This is a genomic window from Nitrobacter sp. Nb-311A, assembly GCF_000152905.1.
GTDB lineage: Bacteria > Pseudomonadota > Alphaproteobacteria > Rhizobiales > Xanthobacteraceae > Nitrobacter.
Genome location: NZ_AAMY01000002.1, coordinates 127,677 through 145,607, shown reverse-complemented (window position 1 = coordinate 145,607; position 17,931 = coordinate 127,677). Strand labels below are relative to the sequence as shown.

The window sequence follows — 17,931 nt, the reverse complement described above, 5'->3', positions numbered from 1 at the left end:
TGCTTTTGCTCCTTCTGCGGCCCTTCAGTCATTACCGCCCAAGACGCCGATGACCACCAAAGGGATCACTAGAAGAACGACCAGAGAGATCAACAGGGAAGTCACCGGAAGCGTCGCGGAATCCATCAGGTAGCCGATCGCCACAGCCACCCAGCAGACGCCGACGCCCCACAACGAAACCGACAGAGAACTCGGAAGTCTGGTCATCATGCGCCCTTTCTCGGGCGCAACGAGGGAGGATACAGCTCCTACCGACGCGAAGCGCCCGGTAGGAGTCATCAGCCTTGCGGCGGGTATCGGGGAACTCCATCCCCATCGATTTCACTTTATGCTAGAGTATAATCCCGACCCGAAGGGTCGCGCCAGCGCAAAGTGGAAGCCGGTTTTCGGATGAGGTCATGCTCGATCGAAAGATGAGGTATGGCGTTTTCAAGCGAAGTGGAATCCGGTTCGCGGGAAGAAAACGCGTCAAACAAAAATCTAGGGCTTTGCCTCTGACGGAACGCGCAGCGGGACCTTTGCGATCCTATAGCCGAAAATGCTTCGACAGCTTGAGGCCCTGGGCCTGGTAGTTGGAGCCGATGCGCTGGCCGTACATCGCGTCGGGCCGCGCCAGCATCTTTTCATAGACGAGGCGGCCGACGATCTGGCCATGCTCGAGAATGAACGGCACCTCGCGCGAGCGCACTTCCAGCACCGCGCGCGAACCCTCTCCACCCGCGCCGGCGTAACCGAAGCCCGGGTCAAAGAAGCCGGCATAGTGCACGCGGAACTCGCCGACCAGCGGATCGAACGGCACCATTTCCGCCGCGTAGTCCGGCGGCACCTGCACCGCTTCCTTCGAGGCGAGAATATAAAACTCGCCGGGATCGAGGATCAGGCTGGCGTCCGGCCGCGCCGCGATCGGCTCCCAGAACTCGCCGACCGGATAGCCGCCGCGGCGATCGATATCAATGACGCCGGTATGGCGCTTGGCGCGATAGCCGACGAAGCCGTTGGCATGATCCCCTGAAAGATCGACGCTGAGCGCCACGCCGTTGACGAAATCGGCGTCGTCTGCATCGACAAGCCGCTCCCGTGTATGCAGTTCATCCAGTTCGTCGGCATCGAGAACGGCGTCGCCGGTGCGGAAGCGGACCTGCGACAGCCGCGATCCCTCGCGCAGCAGCACCGGGAACGTCTTGGGACTGATCTCCGCATAGAGCGGGCCGTGATAGCCGGCGCCGATCATGTCGAAGCGCCGGGTGCCGTCGGCGATCACGCGCGTGAACACGTCGAGCCGGCCGGTCGAGCTTTTCGGATTGGCGGCGGCGACGATTTCGGGCGGCAGGGCCAGACTCTCCAGCAGCGGCACGATGTAGACGCAGTTGGTTTCCAGCACCGCGCCGTCGGTAAGATCGACTTCATGCAGCTTCAGTTCGTCGATGCGTTCAGCGACGGTCGCGTCCGGCCCCGGCAAAAAGCTGGCGCGCACCCGGTAAGCCATGGTGCCGAGCCGCAGATCGAGGCTTGCCGGCTGAATCTGGCTTTCGACAAACGGATATTCCGGCAGGATCAGGCCTGCGTCGGCCATCGCCGCGATCATGCGGTCGGGCAGAATGCCGTTGGCGTCGGGAGGGAGCGAGAATGACACGATGTCGTCTTTACGGCCTGGGCGATAATGACCCGAAACAGGAGTAATTTTAGTACGAGAGCTTTTTGGGACGGACTCTCCGGTGGTCAGACGCAGGGTGCTGTCGTTTGTATCAGGATTTGCGGCCAGCCGGTTGCGAATGTCAATTGGTTGGCTTGACGGGCGGAAGACGCGGGACTAGGCATGACGCGCTCCGTGGTGATTTGAGCCGGCCGGCTTGCAGCCACGTTAAACAAGTCGCTAAACAGGCCGGGGACAGCGCGATCCCGGCTTGTGGAATTTTCCCAGGCCGGTTTTTTTGTGGCCGCTTTCCACCGCGGTCCCGCAGGAGGTCATATGCCCGAGGCCAAGTCCGCATCCCGTTATCGCCCCGAAACCCGGCTGGTTCATTCGGGCACGCTGCGTTCGCAGTTCGCCGAGACCTCGGAAGCCCTGTTCCTGACTCAAGGCTACGTCTATGATACCGCCGAACAGTGCGAGGCGCGGTTCAAGGGCGACGATCCCGGCTTCATCTATTCGCGCTACTCCAACCCGACAGTCGCGATGTTCGAGCAGCGCATGGCCGCGCTCGAAGGCGCGGAAACGGCGCGCGCGCTCGCGACCGGCATGGCCGCGGTGACGACCGCGATGCTTGCGCCGCTGAAGGCCGGCGATCATGTGGTGGCGGCAAAGGCCTTGTTCGGCTCCTGCCGCTATGTGGTCGAAGACCTGCTGCCGCGCTACGGCATCGAGTCGACGCTGGTCGACGGCCTTGATCTGGATCAATGGCGCAAGGCCATGCGTCCGAACACAAAAACCTGCTTCATCGAAAGCCCGACCAATCCGACGCTCGACGTGCTCGACATCGGCGGCATCGCCGAAATCGCGCATCAGGCCGGCGCGCGGCTGATCGTCGACAACGTGTTCGCGACGCCGATCTGGCAAAGTCCGCTGGCGCTCGGTGCCGACGTCGTGGTGTATTCGGCCACCAAGCACATCGACGGTCAGGGACGTACGCTCGGCGGCGTCATCCTGTCGTCGAACAATTTTGTCCAGGATCATCTCCAGACCTTCATACGCCAGACCGGGCCGTCGATCTCGCCGTTCAATGCCTGGGTTCTCCTGAAAGGGCTGGAGACGCTCGGCGTCCGGGTGCGCCAGCAGACCGAGAGCGCCGCGGCGATCGCGGAGGCGCTGGCATCGCACCCGAAAGTGTCTCGCCTCATCTATCCTGGCCGGGCTGACCATCCGCAGGCGGCGCTGGTGAAAAAGCAGATGCGCGCCGGCTCGACGCTGATCGGCTTCGAGGTCGAGGGCGGCAAGGCGGCCGCGTTCCGCTGTCTCAACGCGCTGAAGATCGCCCGCATTTCGAACAACCTCGGCGACGCCAAGAGTCTCGTCACCCATCCGGCCACCACCACCCATCAGCGGCTCGCCCCTGAGGTTCGCGCCGGGCTCGGTATCGGCGAAAGCTTCATCCGTTATTCGGTCGGGCTCGAGCACAAGGACGACCTGATCGAGGATCTCGTCGCCGCGCTGGAAAAGGTGTGAGGCTTTTTCCCTCTCCCCTTGCGGGAGAGGGTGCCCGAGATGCTTGCATCGAGGGCGGGTGAGGGGACTTGTTTGATCGTGAGAGGTTATAGCCCCTCACCCGGCTCGCATCTGACGATGCTCGCCACCCTCTCCCGCAAGGGGAGAGGGAAAATCTCACAACGGTCGATTGACCGTCGCGGCTGCCGGTGGCCCGACGCCAGCCTGGACCTGATCCACCGAGTTGCCAGCACAACCGGGCCGGCGGTTCCGAAGAAGCGGCTGGGGATTATCGGCGCCGGGTCCCGAGTTCGGCAGGGTTGATGCGGGCGGTCTTGATCACGAAGGTCGACAAGGCGCGGCCGAGACAACTGTGAACGCGTTTGGCGAGGCTCGCTCCATGCACCGGGCTGAACAGATCGAATTCACCGCTCTCGTTCCACTGATTCATGATGGTAAAGCGGTCGAACACCGGCACGTCGTGCTGCTGCGCGACGATGCGCATGTTGTCGATGTAAGAGGCCATTGAAACCATGGTTTCGGTGCGCGGGCTGTATTGCATGTTCATCAGCACGATGTCGGTCCCTGCCCTCTGCAGCGCGGTCACGCCTTGATCGAGGGCTTCGCGAAAGTCGTCGACGTCAACGGACCGGATGGCGTCGACAACTCCGGTCTGCCACACCACAAGCGTCGATTTTTTCGCCTCCGCGAGTTTGCCGAGGCTGGGCGCGATATCGCCGGCGGTCTTGCGCGGAGTCAGTTCCATGGATACGTTCACGGGAACGGTCGGCAATTTTTCGCGAAGCGCGGCTTGCAACTTCGCCGGATAGGCTTCGCTCTCGGCTCCGGAAATGGTGGAGGAGCGGCCGCCTACCACCAGAATGTTGAGCGGGCCGCCCGCCTTGACCGCTGAAGCGACCCGGGGCAGCGGACTGTCGCTGGTCAGTAGATAGGCCGACACGTCGCAGCTTCTGGGCCGGTCATCAGCACGCGCGGAGACGGCGGCAGATGAAGCCGCCAGCGCGATCAAGACCGACGCCAAGCCGGCCCTCATGTGCCTCCTCCCGCAAGATCCGCATCGCTGTCGGCGGGCTTGGCGCGGCTTCCGCCCTTGCCCGCGACCCGCTTGTACCACGAAAACACCCATGCGGCTGCGGACATGATCAGGATTCCGCAAACACTGATAATGAAGTGAGTCGTGGTGTCGCCGGAGTATTCTGCGAGGATGAACTGTCCGGCGAAGGCCAGGAAGACCCCGATGCAGAAGATCTGCAGCGAATGCTGGCCGCACAGGATCAGCGGCCGCAGCCATGGCGACGCCAGTCCCGGCCAGTTGCCGGGCAGGAACCGGACGGCCAGTGCGGCGAGTGCAAGGAAGTGGATGAAGCGCAGCAGATCGAGATTGGTCTTGTCGATCGGATACATCCACTGTTCGGCGATGTGCGGCATGAGGTGATTGAGCTGCGGCACATGCCAGGTCAGTGTGGTGTAGAAGGCGAACAGCAGATAGGCGGTGCAGATCCAAAGCGTCGCGGACGAAGACAGGATGCGCGACATGCGCTTTGCGCCTCCAAGCGCGCACCACGCGCCAAACACGAACAGCAATTGCCAGGCGAACGGATTGAAGAACCAGACCCCGTTGGGGTAGGCTGGCAGCGCCAGATCGAACCATCGGGTCAGTGCATATAAGCCGACCGACAGCGCCAGCCCCAGATCAGCCTTGCGCTGCATCACCAGCAGCACCGGCGGGAAAAAAAGCATGAGCGCAACGTAGAGCGGCAGCACGTCCATGTTGACGGGGCGGAATTTCAGAAGCAGCGCCTGAACGATCGTGACGTCCGGCTGCTTGAGAAAATCGAGGATGCCCATCTCCTCGGTGTAAAGTGGGTTCTCGAAGCTGCTCGCGACGTAGGAAACTTCCGCAAGGAAAATCGTAAACAGAAAGATATGCGCGACGTAGATTTGCCAGACGCGCTTGAGAATACGTGCGGCGGCGATGACAAATCCACGCTCGCGCATGGCGCGTCCGTAAACAAGGGCTGCGGTATAGCCCGAGATAAAGATGAAAATCTCCGTGGCGTCACTGAAGCCGTAATTGCGGATCGTGAGCCAGCTCAGGAGGTTTGGCGGCAGGTGGTCAATGAAAATAAGCCACAGTGCGAGCCCGCGAAACAGGTCGAGGCGCAACTCGCGCTCGCGCGGCACGGTCGGAATCAAAATGACCGGCGCCTCGCGCGTGACGCTTGCGAGGGCCGCTCTCGTGCGGGCTGCGACAACCTGATCGGTAACTGGCGGCATACCCTAGGCTTCGATAAGGCCTCTCGAACGCCTGCGCGATCGATGGATTTACGGAAGGCCAGCTACACGCTAACGGTGGCAAAAAAGCAATATTGCCGCCGGGATCTCAGTGCGGAACCAGGCTGACGCACGATCACAACGAAGTGGGGCTGGTTCATTCGCTTGTTTTGGCTATGATCGCCCGATATTAGAGAGTTTGCGATGTACCGTGCCGTTACCCGCCAGATCGAAGTCACCGTCGAACCGAATTTCATGCCGGAGAGATCGTCCGCCGAGCGAGGCCATTTCTTCTGGTCCTATACGGTGGTTATCACCAACGCCGGCCCAGATACCGTGCAGTTGCGCACTCGGCACTGGGTTATTACCGACGCCTCGGGACGAAAGCAGGAGGTTCGCGGCGAGGGCGTCGTAGGCGAGCAGCCGGTGCTTGCGCCCGGCGAGCGCTTCGAATACACGAGTGGCGTTCCGCTGCCGACCGCCACCGGGTTCATGAGCGGCCGCTACCAGATGATTTCGATCCGGAGTGGCGAACCCTTCGAAATAGACGTTCCGACGTTCTCGCTCGACAGTCCCGACAGCAAGCGGGTGCTGAACTGAGCATGATCCCGGCGCGATGGGCCGCGCCGGCGCAAGGTGGAAGCCGGCTTTCGGAATCGATCATGCTTGGTCAGATTGAGACCCTTTCCGCTTCTGATTGAATCAGAAGCCAGCTCTATAATTTTGATTTGATGCGTTTCTTCGCGTGAACCAATGCCCTTCCCGGGTCGGTCCCGCGCATAGGCTGCGCTTGAAACGCGATTATGTCGTGTCCGATCGCGCTTACTCCACGCCGGCTTCCTGGGGGGTGAATTCGTACACCGAATTGCAGAACTCGCAGGTCACGGCGACCTTGCCATCCTGCACCATGCCCGAGCGGTCCTCCGGCGTGAAGCTCTTCAGCATGGCTTCCACGGTATCGCGCGAGCATGAACACCGTGCTTGCAGCGATTGCGGCGGAAAAACCCTGACCCCGCGCTCATGGAACAGGCGATAAAGCAGACGTTCGCCGGATAGGTCAGGATCGATCAGTTCGAGGTCCTCGACGGTGCCGATCAGCGACTGACCCTCGATCCAGGCATCGTCCTCGGTCACCGTATGCACGGCGCCGCCGTCGGGGGCATCTCCGGGATGGAGATCGGCCTGGCGGGCGCGCTCCGGCGCCTTGGGCAGGAATTGCAGCAGCATGCCGCCGCCCCGCCAGCCGCGCTTCGGCCCATCCCCCTCCCGGCGCCATTCCTCGCCGACCGCGAGCCGGACCCGCGTCGGAATCTGCTCCGAGCGCAGGAAATATTCATGCGCCGCATCTTCGAGATTGCCGCCTTCCAGTGCCACAAGCCCCTGATAGCGGCTCATGTCCGGGCCCTGATCGATGGTCATGGCGAGATGGCCGCGCCCCAGCAGCGCGCCCGAGTCGGAGGCATCGCGGAGCCGGGCCCGATCGAAACGGGCATAGGCCCGCAGCCGGGCCGGCGCCCGAAAATCGACAATCAGGAACGACACCGGTCCGTCGGTCTGGGTTTGCAGGATGAACCGGCCCTCGAATTTGAGCGATGAGCCGAGCAGCGTCGTCAGCACGATCGCCTCGCCGAGCAGCTTGGCAACCGGTGCGGGATAGTCGTGCCGGACCAGCAGTTCGTCGAGCGCCGGCCCTAGCCGGGTCAGCCGTCCGCGCAGGTCGAGGGCGCTCACCTCGAACGGAATCACGGCATCGTCGACCGGGACTGATGAGGGCGCGCGAACGGGGGGATCGCGCGACGCGGCGGGCTCGGAGATTCGTGAGGTCATACCGCTCTATCTGGGGTCGGGCGGCCGGGACCGAAACCCCTTGGAAGTGAGGGGCGGCATATAAAGCTCCGTGCGCGGGCTGGCTGCGAATATCGGCGCCGCAGATAGAGAAAAGCATTTCATTTCAGTCATCTAGTAATATCCATCGGCAAAAATAGATACCTTTGGAGACGCCGGCCTGAGCACATCCTGCTCAGGATTGACGGCGTTGAGCATGGAACCGTACCGGCGATCCACAAACTGCGGTGACAGCGCGCCCAGCCTCCGTTATCCGGATAAGCAATGGACCTCGCAACGACAAAAGACGCGACTGAGGCCGGCGCCGATTTCGATACCGCCCGGATTACCGGCGACATCGATGCGCTGGCTGAAAAGCATGCCGGACATGAGGACGTTTTCCGCGCCGCGGTGTCCAAGTTGTTGAAGGCCGAGCTCGCCAGGGTGCGCGATGCGGCGCAGGCGAAGCTGCTGCGCGACCGCCACGGGCGGCGCTGCGCCGAATGGCTTTGCTTCGTCCAGGACGAAATCATCCGCCTGTCGTTTTCGGCAGCGACCCGTCATCTCTATCATTCCCCGATTCCATCCGACGGCGAACGCATGGCTGTGGTGGCGACAGGCGGCTACGGCCGCGGGCTGATGGCGCCGGAGTCCGATATCGATCTGCTGTTCATTCTGCCCTACAAGCAGACCGCGTGGGGCGAACAGGTCGCCGAGGCGATCTTGTATTGCCTGTGGGACATGGGGTTGAACGTCGGTCACGCGACGCGCTCGGTCAATGAATCGATCCGGCAGGCGCGGCGCGACATGACCGTCCGTACCGGAATTCTGGAAGCCCGCTTCCTCACCGGCGACCGGGCGCTTTACGACGAACTTGTCAGCCGCTTCGACACCGAAGTGGTGCAGGGAACAGCGGCGGAATTCGTCGCCGCCAAACTTGCCGAGCGTGAGGAGCGCCATCACCGCGCCGGCCAGTCGCGCTATCTGGTCGAGCCCAACGTCAAGGACGGCAAGGGGGGATTGCGCGACCTGCATACGTTGTTCTGGATCGCGAAGTATGTCTACCGGGTGCGTGAAAGCCAAGAGTTGCTCCGGCGCAATGTGTTCGATGTTCGCGAATACCGAATCTTCCGCCGCTGCGCCGATTTTCTGTGGTCGGTACGCTGCAATCTGCATTTCGCGACGGGAAGGGCGGAGGAGCGGCTGTCGTTCGACTTGCAGCGCGAGATCGCGGTCCGGCTCGGATATACGTCTCATCCGGGAATGCAGGATGTCGAACGCTTCATGAAGCACTACTTCCTGACAGCCAAGGACGTCGGAGACCTCACCGCAATTCTATGCGCGAAGCTCGAGGATCAGCAGGCCAAGCCGGCGCCGGTTCTCAGCCGCCTGATGCTGGGACCGCGGAGCACCGAGATTCGGCGGGTTCCGCACAACGATGACTTCATCATCGACAACAACCGCATCAATCTGGCGGCGCCCGACCTCTTCAAGCGCGATCCTGTCAACCTGATCCGCTTGTTCCGCCTCGCGCAGAAGAACAACCTGGCTTTCCATCCGGACGCCCTGCGGATGGTGACGCGGTCGCGTCGGCTGATCAACGCGCAGCTTCGCGAAAATCCGGAAGCCAACCGGCTGTTCATGGAGATCCTGATCTCGAACGACGCGGAGACCGTGCTGCGCCGGATGAACGAGACCGGGGTGCTAGGTCAGTTCATCCGCGCTTTCGGCAAGATCGTTTCGATGATGCAGTTCAACATGTACCATCACTACACGGTGGACGAGCATCTGATCCGCTGCATCGGCATCCTTCAAGACATCGAGCGTGGCGAGAACGACGAGGTTGCTCTCGCCAGTGAGCTCATGTGCAAGATTCATCCCGAACACCGGCCCGTCATCTACATCACCACGCTGCTTCATGACGTCGCAAAGGGTCGGCCCGAGGATCATTCGATCGCGGGCGCCAAGGTGGCACGCAGATTGTGCCCGCGCCTCGGCTTCAGCGCAGCCGACACCGAACTGGTCGCATGGCTGATCGAACAGCATCTGACGATGTCCAAAGTGGCTCAGTCCCGCGACCTGTCAGATCGTAAGACCATCGAGAATTTCGCGGCCGTGGTCCAGTCGGTCGAGCGGATGAAGCTCCTGACTATCCTGACGACCGCCGACATCCGCGGCGTTGGCCCCGGCGTCTGGAACGGCTGGAAGGCCCAGCTGCTCCGCACTCTTTATTATGAGACAGAACCCGTGCTGACCGGCGGTTTCTCCGAGGTCAATCGCGCGCAGCGCATGGCGGCGGCCGAGGCCGAGTTCCGCGCCGCGTTCACCGAATGGTCCAGCCATGAGCTCGATGCCTACATTGTCCGGCATTATCCAGCCTACTGGCTCAAGGTCGATCTCGAGCACAAGATCAAGCATGCGCGTTTCCTGCGCGCCAGCGAACGAAGCGGCAAGAAGCTCAACATCAATGTCGGCTTCGATGAGGCGCGCGGCGTCACCGAGCTGACGATCCTTGCCGCCGATCACCCGTGGCTGCTATCGATCATCGCCGGAGCGTGTGCGTCGGCCGGCGCCAACATCGTCGATGCCCAGATTTATACGACCACCGACGGACAGGCGCTCGATACCATTGCGATCTCACGCGAATACGAGCACGACGAGGACGAAGGCCGGCGCGCCACCCGCATCGCCGAGATCATCGAACAGGTGCTCGAAGGCCGGTTGCGTCTGCCCGACGTGGTGCCGAGCCGCGCCGGCGGAAAGAGGCTGCGGCCGTTCGTGGTCGAACCCAAGGTCACCATCAACAATCAATGGTCGGACCGCCACACCATGATCGAGGTTTCAGGGTTGGATCGCCCCGGACTTCTGTTTCAGCTCACCACGGCGATCTCGAAGCTCAACCTCAACATCGCCTCGGCCCATGTGGCGACATTTGGCGAGCGCGCGCGCGATGTGTTCTACGTCACCGACCTGCTCGGTGCCCGGATCACCGCCCCCACGCGGCAGACCGCGATCAAGCGCGCGCTGGTCCATCTGCTCGCCAGCGGCAACACGACGAAATGATTCACCGTCGCCGACGACGGTTTACGGGCTCCGCCCTGGATGCGGCTGGTTCAGCTTGGGCGGCGGATCGAGTTCCCCGCCTAATTTTGCATTAACTTTCAGGTAACCGCGCCTTAAAGCCCGGCCGCTAGGGTCCCTTTGATTTTGAAGTTCGCATCGACGGTTGCCGCAAGGACTTGCGAATTTCGAAATCGACACACTTTTTGCTCGAGCACGAGCTTGTCCGAAAACCGGTTTCCACTTTTCGGGATCATGCTCTGGCGTGCGGCAGGGTTGGCGTGAGCGTTGTTGCGTATGGCGTGGGGACAAAAAAAGCGTGGCGGGCGCAAGGAGCCGGTCTTCAGCGGGTTCGCGGCTTCGCTGTCGGAGCTGCGCATCAATCCGCTCGATCGCATTACGATTGCTGACGACAAGCCGGCCAGGCGAGCTCCGCGCAAGACAGCCGCTCCGAGTGGCGACGGGCCGCGCCGGCCGCCGGGAGGCCGTAAGGGCCGAGCAAAGAAGCGAACGCGTGCGAGCCTCTCGCGGCTGGTCTATTGGGGCGCCGTGCTCGCATTGTGGGCGGTTATTGCCGTCGTCGGCCTGCTGATCTACATCGGCGCGCATCTGCCGCCGATCCAGTCGCTGGAAATTCCAAAACGACCGCCGACGATTCAGATCGTTGCTGCGGACGGCAGCGTGCTGGCGACGCGCGGCGAAATGGCCGGAAGCAACGTGTCACTCAAGGACGTTCCCGCCTATTTGCCGAACGCCTTCATCGCGATCGAGGATCGTCGATTTTATTCGCATTACGGCGTCGATCCGATCGGCATCCTGCGCGCAGCCATTGCCAACGTGCTGCACCGTAGCGTATCGCAGGGCGGCTCGACGCTGACCCAGCAGCTCGCCAAAAATCTGTTCCTGACCCAGGAACGCACGCTTGAGCGGAAGCTCCAGGAAGTCGAACTCGCGCTCTGGCTGGAGCGCAAGCACTCCAAGGCGCAGATTCTCGAACTTTATCTCAACCGCGTCTACTTCGGGTCCGGCGCATATGGCGTGGAGGCGGCGGCGCAGAAGTATTTCGGAAAGCCCGCGAAGAACGTCACGCTCGCGGAAGCCGCCATGCTGGCGGGTCTCGTCAAATCGCCGTCGCGGCTCGCACCGGATCGCAACCCGGAGGGCGCCGAAGCCCGCGCAAAAATCGTGCTCGCGGCAATGGCGGATGCTCATCTCATCACCGCGCAACAGGCGCGCGCCGCGGCCACCAGACCCTCCTACGCCGTGAAGCCTGCCGGCGCGGGTACCATCAACTACGTTGCCGACTGGGTCGGCGAGGTGCTCGATGATCTGGTGGGCCAGGTCGATCAGAACATCGTCGTCGAAACCACCATCGATCCGAAATTGCAGAGCGCGGCGGAAACCGCTTTGATTGACGAACTGGCTGCGAAAAGCGTCAAGTTCAATGTCAGCCAGGGCGCATTGGTGGCGATGACGCCCGACGGCGCCGTCCGCGCTCTGGTCGGCGGCCGCAACTACGCCGACAGCCAGTTCAATCGCGCGACCATGGCGAAGCGCCAGCCTGGCTCCGCGTTCAAGCCGTTTGTGTATCTTGCCGCGATCGAGGCCGGCCTCACGCCCGAGACGGTCCGGCAGGACGCTCCGCTCGATGTCAAAGGCTGGCGGCCGGAGAACTACAGTCACGAATACTTCGGCGCGGTGACGCTGACCCGGGCGCTTGCAATGTCTCTCAATACCGTCGCCGTCCGGCTCGGACTGGAAGTCGGCGCTGCAAAAGTGGTGCGAACCGCGCACCGGCTCGGCATCGCGTCGAAACTTGAGCCGAACGCATCGATCGCGCTCGGTACCTCCGAGGTGTCGCCGCTGGAACTGGTCGGCGCCTACGCCCCGTTCGCCAACGGCGGATATGCCGCGAGTCCCCATGTCGTCGAGCGTATCCGCACCGTCGGCGGCAACAAGCTTCTCTATGCGCGCGGCAAGGAATCGACCGATCGCGTGATCGATCCGCGCGGCGTCGCCATGATGAACACCATGATGGAGCAGACGCTCATCAGCGGCACAGCGCGCAAGGCCGGGGTTCCTGGATGGACAGCGGCCGGCAAGACCGGCACCAGCCAGGATTTTCGCGATGCATGGTTCATCGGCTACACGGCGCGGCTTGTGACCGGGGTTTGGCTCGGCAACGACGACAATACGCCGACCCGCAAGGCGACCGGCGGCGGTCTGCCGGTGGAGGTATGGACCCGTTTCATGCGCGCGGCGCATCAGGGTGCGCGGCCCGAACCGATCCCCGGCGCCCAGCGGGGCGGCTTCCTGCCTGAAGTCGCGCAGTTTGGCCAGCCCGTCGACGTACCGGTCCCGGCGTCTTCGCCCGCTCTCGGGCGCCAGCCACAGCCGGCGAGGACCAACGCGAATGCGCGGCCGGAACCTGCGAGCGGTCTGGGACTGGACGGCTGGCTGACCGACCGGCTGTTCGGCGGGCGATAGAGCATGATCCCGAAAAGGGGAAGCCGGTTTTCGGAAAAGATCATGCTCAAACAATAAAGATAAGGAACAAGTCTTGTTTTTCCTGACGGAATCAGAAGCCGGTTCTATTCATACGCTTCGACGCGTTTTCTTCACGCGCACCGAAAGAGGCGGTCAGTCCTGAATTCCGTAGCGATGGAGGTCGTTACCTTCAACGTCGAGCCACCTCTTGGCCCGCTCGACATGATTGCAGATGCGGGCCACCACCTTCCAGAATCGTGGCGAATGATTCATTTCAACGAGGTGGGCGACCTCGTGCGCGGCGAGATAATCGAGCACGAACGGCGGCGCCAGGATGAGCCGCCATGAGAACGACAGCGATCCGGAGGATGTACATGATCCCCAGCGGCTCGATTGGTCGCGGATTGAAATGCGCTTGACCTTGACGCCAAGCGTATCGGCATGGCGCTGCGAAGCTTTCTGCAAGTCTCGCCGTGCTTCACGTTTCAGAAAATCATGAATACGTCGATCGACATATTCGAGTCCGCCGGCGACGCAAAGAACGCGTTCGCCGCTGTCGCGCGTCTCGGTCCACACCGTGCCGCGCTCGCCGGCGCGATGCACGATCCGGTGGGCAATGCCGCGCAGCGGAATGATGGCGCCGTGATGGAAGGGCGCCGCCTTCGGCAGGCGTCCGAGACGCGCCGCGATCCAGCCGCCGTGACGTTGCGCGAAGTCTTTCGCCTCCGCGAGCGTTCCCCGCGGCGGCATTGTCAGGATCGCTTCGCGGTCACTCGGATGGATGCGCAAGGTGTAGCGGCGCGCGCGGCGATGCCTGCGCAAACGGACCGAATAGATCTGAGATCCGTGCTTGATGAGAAGCCGGGACGGTTCGGCGGGACGTCGATAAAGGAGTGCGCGGGCCATGTCTGCAAATCCGGAAGGGGAAATATTGCCCGGATTCTGCCATATCCGCCGCCCCTCGAATCGTTCGGCGCAAAAACAAATCATTTGCCCAATATACAGGGGTTTCTCTTCCTGATTCCGCTATATAAAGGGGATCGGAACAAAATATTTTGAGCTCATTCGCCTGAATATCTTCCTCAAAGGGTGAAAGAAGATTCATTCCTAAAGCGAAGCCAGTCGTCACGGGATTGCGGCACGCCCTCAATGACCCGCGGATCACGCGCCCCGGTTCGAATCTCGCATCACGTACGATTCATTCCACGGCCGCAGCGCGCGATGCTTGTGCCGGATGTCTAGCATTCGATTGCATGAAGTCATTGAGGCGGGGGACGATCTCCGACCTGAACCGCGAACCGTTAAACACGCCGTAGTGGCCGACACCTTTCTGCACGTAATGGGTTCGCCGGTTGTTTGGGATCGATGTGCATAACGCGTGCGCCGCTTCGGTCTGGCCGAGACCGGAAATGTCGTCCTTCTCGCCTTCGACCGTCATCAGCGCGACGCGCGTGATCTTCGAAGGATCGACCAGCCGGCCGCGGTGGGTCATCTCGCCCTTTGGCAGAGCGTGCTTGACGAACACCAGGTCCACTGTTTGCAAATAAAATTCCGCAGTCAGGTCCATCACAGCGAGATACTCGTCATAGAAATCGCGGTGCTTATCGACCAGGTCGCCGTCGCCCTTGACGAGATTCTCGAACAGACTCTTGTGAGCGTTCACATGGCGATCGAAATTCATGCTGATGAAGCCGTTAAGCTGCAAGAAGCCTGGATAGACGTCGCGCATCACCCCGGGGTGCGGAAACGGCACCTTGGTGATGACGTTATTGCGGAACCAGTCGGTGCCTCTTTCGGCGGCGAGATTGTTGACGGCGGTCGGATTCTTGCGGGTGTCGATCGGCCCGCCCATCAATGTCATCGACAGCGGAACATACGGATCGCGCGCGGCCTCCATCGCCGATACGGCTGCCAGCACCGGGACCGATGGTTGGCAGACAGCGATGACGTGGACGTTTCCGCCGAGCACATGCAACATTTCAATCAGGTAGTCGATGAAATCATCGAGATCGAAGCGTCCGTCTGCTACCGGAACCATTCGGGCATCGGACCAGTCTGTAATATAGACCTCATGTGTCGGCATGAACGCTTCGACACTGCCGCGCAGCAAGGTCGCGTAGTGACCCGACATCGGCGACACCAGCAGCAACCGGGGCTGCGGCGCGCGCAGTGGACGCGTGAGCTTTCGATCGAAGTGGAGCAGACGACAAAAGGGTCTTTCCCAAACCGAGCGGATCTCGATCGGCGTACGGACGCCGTTGACGTTGGTTTCGTGAAGGCCCCATTCCGGCTTTCCGTAACGGCGGGTGGTGCGCTCGAACAGTTCGCAACCCGCAGCGACGGATTTGCCCAGCTCGGTATGCGCCCACGGATTGAGCGGGTTCTGGAACAGCATCCTAGTCGCATCGGTGACGGCGCGAGCCGGGTTGAGCGACGCGTGCGCCATTTCGTACATCCAGTACATCGGTGCCGTCATCGACGGGCCGACTTCCGCCGGTATTTCCGGAGGCAGTCCAAATTCACCGATCGGCATTAGCGTGCCCTTTCTTTTGCGTCGCAACATAGTGGCGGTTGCGATACATGGCGTCAATCCATCGTTCCTCTAAATATAGTAGGGTGAAGCTCTTATGAGAACCTCAGGTGGAAAAAACCCTGCCGGTCTCTTTCCGAGGCCGTGCTATGCGGCGCAAGATGGTGATGGTGCCGCGTTGTCGGTCCCGGACATTCGTGACGCTTGTCTCTGCCTCGACACTAGCGATTTCTGGTCCCGGAAAACGAAATCCCGGGCTTCGGTTTCATTTTGAGATGTTTCATATCTTGAAGATGTCTCATATCCGAAAAGCGGTTCTCACCTTTCAGGGATGATGCTCTAGGTCACGAACCCATAAATGGGATTCCGTTTGGACGGGAGGCGTGATTCAATCTCCGGAGGGAGGAGGATTGAATGGCTCGTTTTGATCTGACGGATTTCGAGTGGTCTGTGATTCAGCCGCTTTTGCCGAACAAATCGCGCGGCGTTGCACGGGTGGATGACCGGCGGGTGCTGAACGGGATCTTCTGGCGGCTGCGTACCGGTGCGCCGTGGGCGGATATTCCGGCGCGCTACGGCCCGCATACGACCTGCGTGAACCGCTTCAACCGGTGGCGCAAGGCAGGCGTTTGGGATCGTATTCTGTCGGCGGTTTCAAAGGCTTATGATGGCGACATCCAGATGATCGACTCCTCGTCGATCCGCGTGCATCAGCATGCGGCCAACGGTCAAAAAAACAGACCAGATCCCGTTGCATGGGTCGCTCGCGCGGCGGGCTGACAACCAAGATCCACGCGCTGGTGGATGCCTGCGGCCTGCCGATCTACCTCAAGATCACCGAAGGCCAGGCCCACGATGGACGCAGCGCGCAGGACATGATCGACACCGTGGAGCGCGGCAACGTGCTGCTGGCCGATCGAGCCTATGATTCCAACGCCCTGCGCCAGACCCTGGCCGCGCGCGGCGCGACAGCCAACGTGAAGCCGATGCCAAATCGCGTCATGGCTCTGCGCTTCAACAGGCGGCTCTATCGCAAGCGCAATCTGGTCGAACGCTTTTTCAATAAAATCAAGCATTACCGTGCCGTCGCCACCCGCTACGACAAGCGTGACGACAACTTCCTCGCTGGCATCAAACTCGCCGCAATCCGCATCTGGTTGCGATTTAATGAGTCGATGACCTAGTCTTTGGGAATGACCGACGTTGCTGCCTCCGATTTCCGTCATCCCCGCCGCTACGTCCGGCTGGACACCCTTTTGCGGCTGCGGTGGCTCGCGGTCCTGGGGCAGCTCGCGGCGATCTTCGTTGTCGCGCAGGGACTTGAGTTCGATCTGCCGATCATACCCTGCTTGACGATCGTCGGATTGTCGGCGCTGCTCAACCTTGCTTTACAAATCAGCTTCAATCCGATGCAGCGGCTTGAGCCGTGGCATGCCGCGGCGCTGCTTGCGCTGAACATTGCTCAACTGGCCGCCCTGCTGTTCCTGACCGGAGGTTTGCAGAATCCGTTCTCATATCTGTTTCTGGCGCCGGTCCTGATCTCGGCCACCGCTTTGCCGACGCGAATGACCATGGCGCTCGGTGGCTTCGCGGTCGCCTGCGCGACGGTTCTGGGCTTTACGCATTTGCCACTGCCGTGGGATGCATCCAATCCGCTGGTCCTGCCGCCGATCTATCTCATAGGGGTCTGGCTATCCATCGTTCTGGCGATCGGTGTCACGAGCCTCTACACATTCCAGGTGACGGAGCAGGCGCGCAAGCTGTTCGACGCCCTGGCGGCGACCGAGCTGGTGCTGACCCGTGAACAGCATCTGACCCAGATCGACGGTCTTGCCGCCGCGGCCGCCCACGAACTCGGAACGCCGCTTTCAACCATCTTTCTGATTTCACGCGAACTGGAAAAAGCCCTTCAGGAGAATAGCGCTCAGGATCCGCAACGGCTCGCCGGCGATCTCAGGACTGTGCGGGAGCAGGCGCAGCGTTGCCGCGATATTCTTGCCAAGATTGCGCAACTGTCCTCATCCGACGCGCCCTTCGATCGCATGCCGCTGTCGACCCTGATTGAAGAAACTGTTGCGCCGCATCGTGACTTCGGCATCGACATCAAGATCAGGATCGAGGCCGCGGGCGACGCCGAACCGGTCGGCATACGCAACCCCGCGATCCTCTACGGCGTTGGCAACATTCTGGAGAACGCCGTCGACTTCGCCCGCAGCGCGGTCGAAGTGAACGCGTGGTGGGACAGAGACAGCGTTGAGATCGTCATTGCGGACGACGGGCCGGGCATTGTTCCCGACATTCTGAAGAAGATCGGCGAGCCTTACCTGTCACGCCGTCGCAACGCCGGCGAAGCACAAGGCGGGCGCACAGGGCTGGGTCTTGGAATCTTTATCGCCCGAACCCTGCTGGAGCGGACCGGCGCCAAAGTGTCCTTCAAGAACCGAATCTTTCCCGAGCATGGCGCGGTAGTCCGGATCGTGTGGCCACGTATCCGTTTTGAAACGGCAAAAACGATTGCGGAGACAATAGGCTAGGTATCCAGGCCCCGGCTTTGGGCAACAATGGCTTGCGGTGCGGGGTTCAGAGATCATAT

13 protein-coding genes and 2 riboswitches are annotated in these 17,931 nt (G+C 61.6%); of the genes, 6 read left to right on the top strand and 7 right to left on the bottom strand.

Annotated elements, in window-relative coordinates; all coding sequences use genetic code 11:
• Nucleotides 1–24: 24 nt before the first annotated feature.
• Together NB311A_RS00710 and NB311A_RS00705 are read right to left on the bottom strand one after the other, a co-directional pair.
• Entirely contained in the window at nt 25–210 is a 186-nt protein-coding gene (locus tag NB311A_RS00710; protein ID WP_009796473.1) for a hypothetical protein, read from the bottom strand.
• Between the two features lie 52 nt (nt 211–262).
• Nucleotides 263–323, bottom strand: a riboswitch (Fluoride riboswitch).
• A 203-nt stretch (nt 324–526) separates the two neighbouring features.
• Nucleotides 527–1,633 (bottom strand): 2'-deoxycytidine 5'-triphosphate deaminase, encoded by a 1,107-nt coding sequence (locus tag NB311A_RS00705; protein ID WP_009796472.1) that lies wholly within the window; start codon nt 1,631–1,633, stop codon nt 527–529.
• A gap of 185 nt (nt 1,634–1,818) precedes the next feature.
• Nucleotides 1,819–1,898, top strand: a riboswitch (SAM riboswitch).
• Between the two features lie 71 nt (nt 1,899–1,969).
• Between NB311A_RS00705 and NB311A_RS00700 the strand changes: the two genes are divergently transcribed.
• Entirely contained in the window at nt 1,970–3,163 is a 1,194-nt protein-coding gene (locus NB311A_RS00700) for an O-succinylhomoserine sulfhydrylase (protein WP_009796471.1), read from the top strand.
• Between the two features lie 268 nt (nt 3,164–3,431).
• Here the strand turns inward: NB311A_RS00700 and NB311A_RS00695 are convergent, their stop codons facing one another.
• Both NB311A_RS00695 and NB311A_RS00690 read right to left on the bottom strand, forming a co-directional pair.
• A complete protein-coding gene (locus NB311A_RS00695; RefSeq protein ID WP_009796470.1) occupies nt 3,432–4,196 on the bottom strand; it encodes a GDSL-type esterase/lipase family protein in 765 nt (254 codons plus the stop codon).
• A complete protein-coding gene (locus NB311A_RS00690) occupies nt 4,193–5,440 on the bottom strand; it encodes an OpgC domain-containing protein (protein ID WP_009796469.1) in 1,248 nt (415 codons plus the stop codon). Before NB311A_RS00690 ends, NB311A_RS00695 begins: the two co-directional genes overlap by 4 nt.
• 201 nt (nt 5,441–5,641) lie before the next feature.
• On the opposite strand from NB311A_RS00690, the gene apaG reads away from it, so the two are divergent.
• Nucleotides 5,642–6,037, top strand: a complete 396-nt coding sequence (gene apaG / locus NB311A_RS00685; RefSeq protein WP_009796468.1) for a Co2+/Mg2+ efflux protein ApaG — start codon at nt 5,642–5,644, stop codon at nt 6,035–6,037.
• 222 nt (nt 6,038–6,259) lie between these two features.
• Here the strand turns inward: apaG and NB311A_RS00680 are convergent, their stop codons facing one another.
• Complete coding sequence (locus NB311A_RS00680) at nt 6,260–7,264, bottom strand: Hsp33 family molecular chaperone (protein WP_009796467.1); 1,005 nt, start codon at nt 7,262–7,264, stop codon at nt 6,260–6,262.
• Between the two features lie 282 nt (nt 7,265–7,546).
• Between NB311A_RS00680 and NB311A_RS00675 the strand changes: the two genes are divergently transcribed.
• Nucleotides 7,547–10,324, top strand: coding sequence for a [protein-PII] uridylyltransferase (locus NB311A_RS00675; protein ID WP_009796466.1), 2,778 nt, complete (start codon nt 7,547–7,549; stop codon nt 10,322–10,324).
• Between the two features lie 294 nt (nt 10,325–10,618).
• Entirely contained in the window at nt 10,619–12,808 is a 2,190-nt protein-coding gene (locus NB311A_RS00670; RefSeq protein WP_009796465.1) for a transglycosylase domain-containing protein, read from the top strand.
• A gap of 153 nt (nt 12,809–12,961) precedes the next feature.
• Here the strand turns inward: NB311A_RS00670 and NB311A_RS00665 are convergent, their stop codons facing one another.
• On the bottom strand, nt 12,962–13,798 hold the full coding sequence (locus NB311A_RS00665; protein ID WP_040673661.1) for a M48 family metallopeptidase: 837 nt from the start codon (nt 13,796–13,798) through the stop codon (nt 12,962–12,964).
• Nucleotides 13,799–14,006: 208 nt separating this feature from the next.
• Complete coding sequence (locus tag NB311A_RS00660) at nt 14,007–15,341, bottom strand: polyhydroxyalkanoate depolymerase (RefSeq protein ID WP_009796463.1); 1,335 nt, start codon at nt 15,339–15,341, stop codon at nt 14,007–14,009.
• A 411-nt stretch (nt 15,342–15,752) separates the two neighbouring features.
• Between NB311A_RS00660 and NB311A_RS19865 the strand changes: the two genes are divergently transcribed.
• Together NB311A_RS19865 and NB311A_RS00645 are read left to right on the top strand one after the other, a co-directional pair.
• Nucleotides 15,753–16,522 (top strand): IS5 family transposase gene (locus tag NB311A_RS19865; RefSeq protein WP_116394691.1). Its coding sequence is split into 2 segments (ribosomal slippage): nt 15,753–16,064 and nt 16,067–16,522, totalling 768 coding nucleotides; the frame shifts between segments, so codons are not numbered across the junction.
• Nucleotides 16,523–16,531: 9 nt separating this feature from the next.
• On the top strand, nt 16,532–17,872 hold the full coding sequence (locus NB311A_RS00645) for an ActS/PrrB/RegB family redox-sensitive histidine kinase (RefSeq protein WP_009796460.1): 1,341 nt from the start codon (nt 16,532–16,534) through the stop codon (nt 17,870–17,872).
• The last annotated feature ends 59 nt before the right edge of the window (nt 17,873–17,931 follow it).

Excerpts from the sequence above, each read along its gene's own strand:
- NB311A_RS00710 (WP_009796473.1), bottom strand. The coding sequence starts at position 210 with ATGATGACCAGACTTCCGAGTTCTCTGTCGGTTTCGTTGTGGGGCGTC.
- NB311A_RS00700 (WP_009796471.1), top strand. The coding sequence starts at position 1,970 with ATGCCCGAGGCCAAGTCCGCATCCCGTTATCGCCCCGAAACCCGGCTG.
- NB311A_RS00695 (WP_009796470.1), bottom strand. The coding sequence starts at position 4,196 with ATGAGGGCCGGCTTGGCGTCGGTCTTGATCGCGCTGGCGGCTTCATCT.
- NB311A_RS00690 (WP_009796469.1), bottom strand. The coding sequence starts at position 5,440 with ATGCCGCCAGTTACCGATCAGGTTGTCGCAGCCCGCACGAGAGCGGCC.
- apaG (WP_009796468.1), top strand. The coding sequence starts at position 5,642 with ATGTACCGTGCCGTTACCCGCCAGATCGAAGTCACCGTCGAACCGAAT.
- NB311A_RS00680 (WP_009796467.1), bottom strand. The coding sequence starts at position 7,264 with ATGACCTCACGAATCTCCGAGCCCGCCGCGTCGCGCGATCCCCCCGTT.
- NB311A_RS00675 (WP_009796466.1), top strand. The coding sequence starts at position 7,547 with ATGGACCTCGCAACGACAAAAGACGCGACTGAGGCCGGCGCCGATTTC.
- NB311A_RS00670 (WP_009796465.1), top strand. The coding sequence starts at position 10,619 with ATGGCGTGGGGACAAAAAAAGCGTGGCGGGCGCAAGGAGCCGGTCTTC.
- NB311A_RS00665 (WP_040673661.1), bottom strand. The coding sequence starts at position 13,798 with ATGATTTGTTTTTGCGCCGAACGATTCGAGGGGCGGCGGATATGGCAG.
- NB311A_RS00660 (WP_009796463.1), bottom strand. The coding sequence starts at position 15,341 with ATGCCGATCGGTGAATTTGGACTGCCTCCGGAAATACCGGCGGAAGTC.
- NB311A_RS00645 (WP_009796460.1), top strand. The coding sequence starts at position 16,532 with ATGACCGACGTTGCTGCCTCCGATTTCCGTCATCCCCGCCGCTACGTC.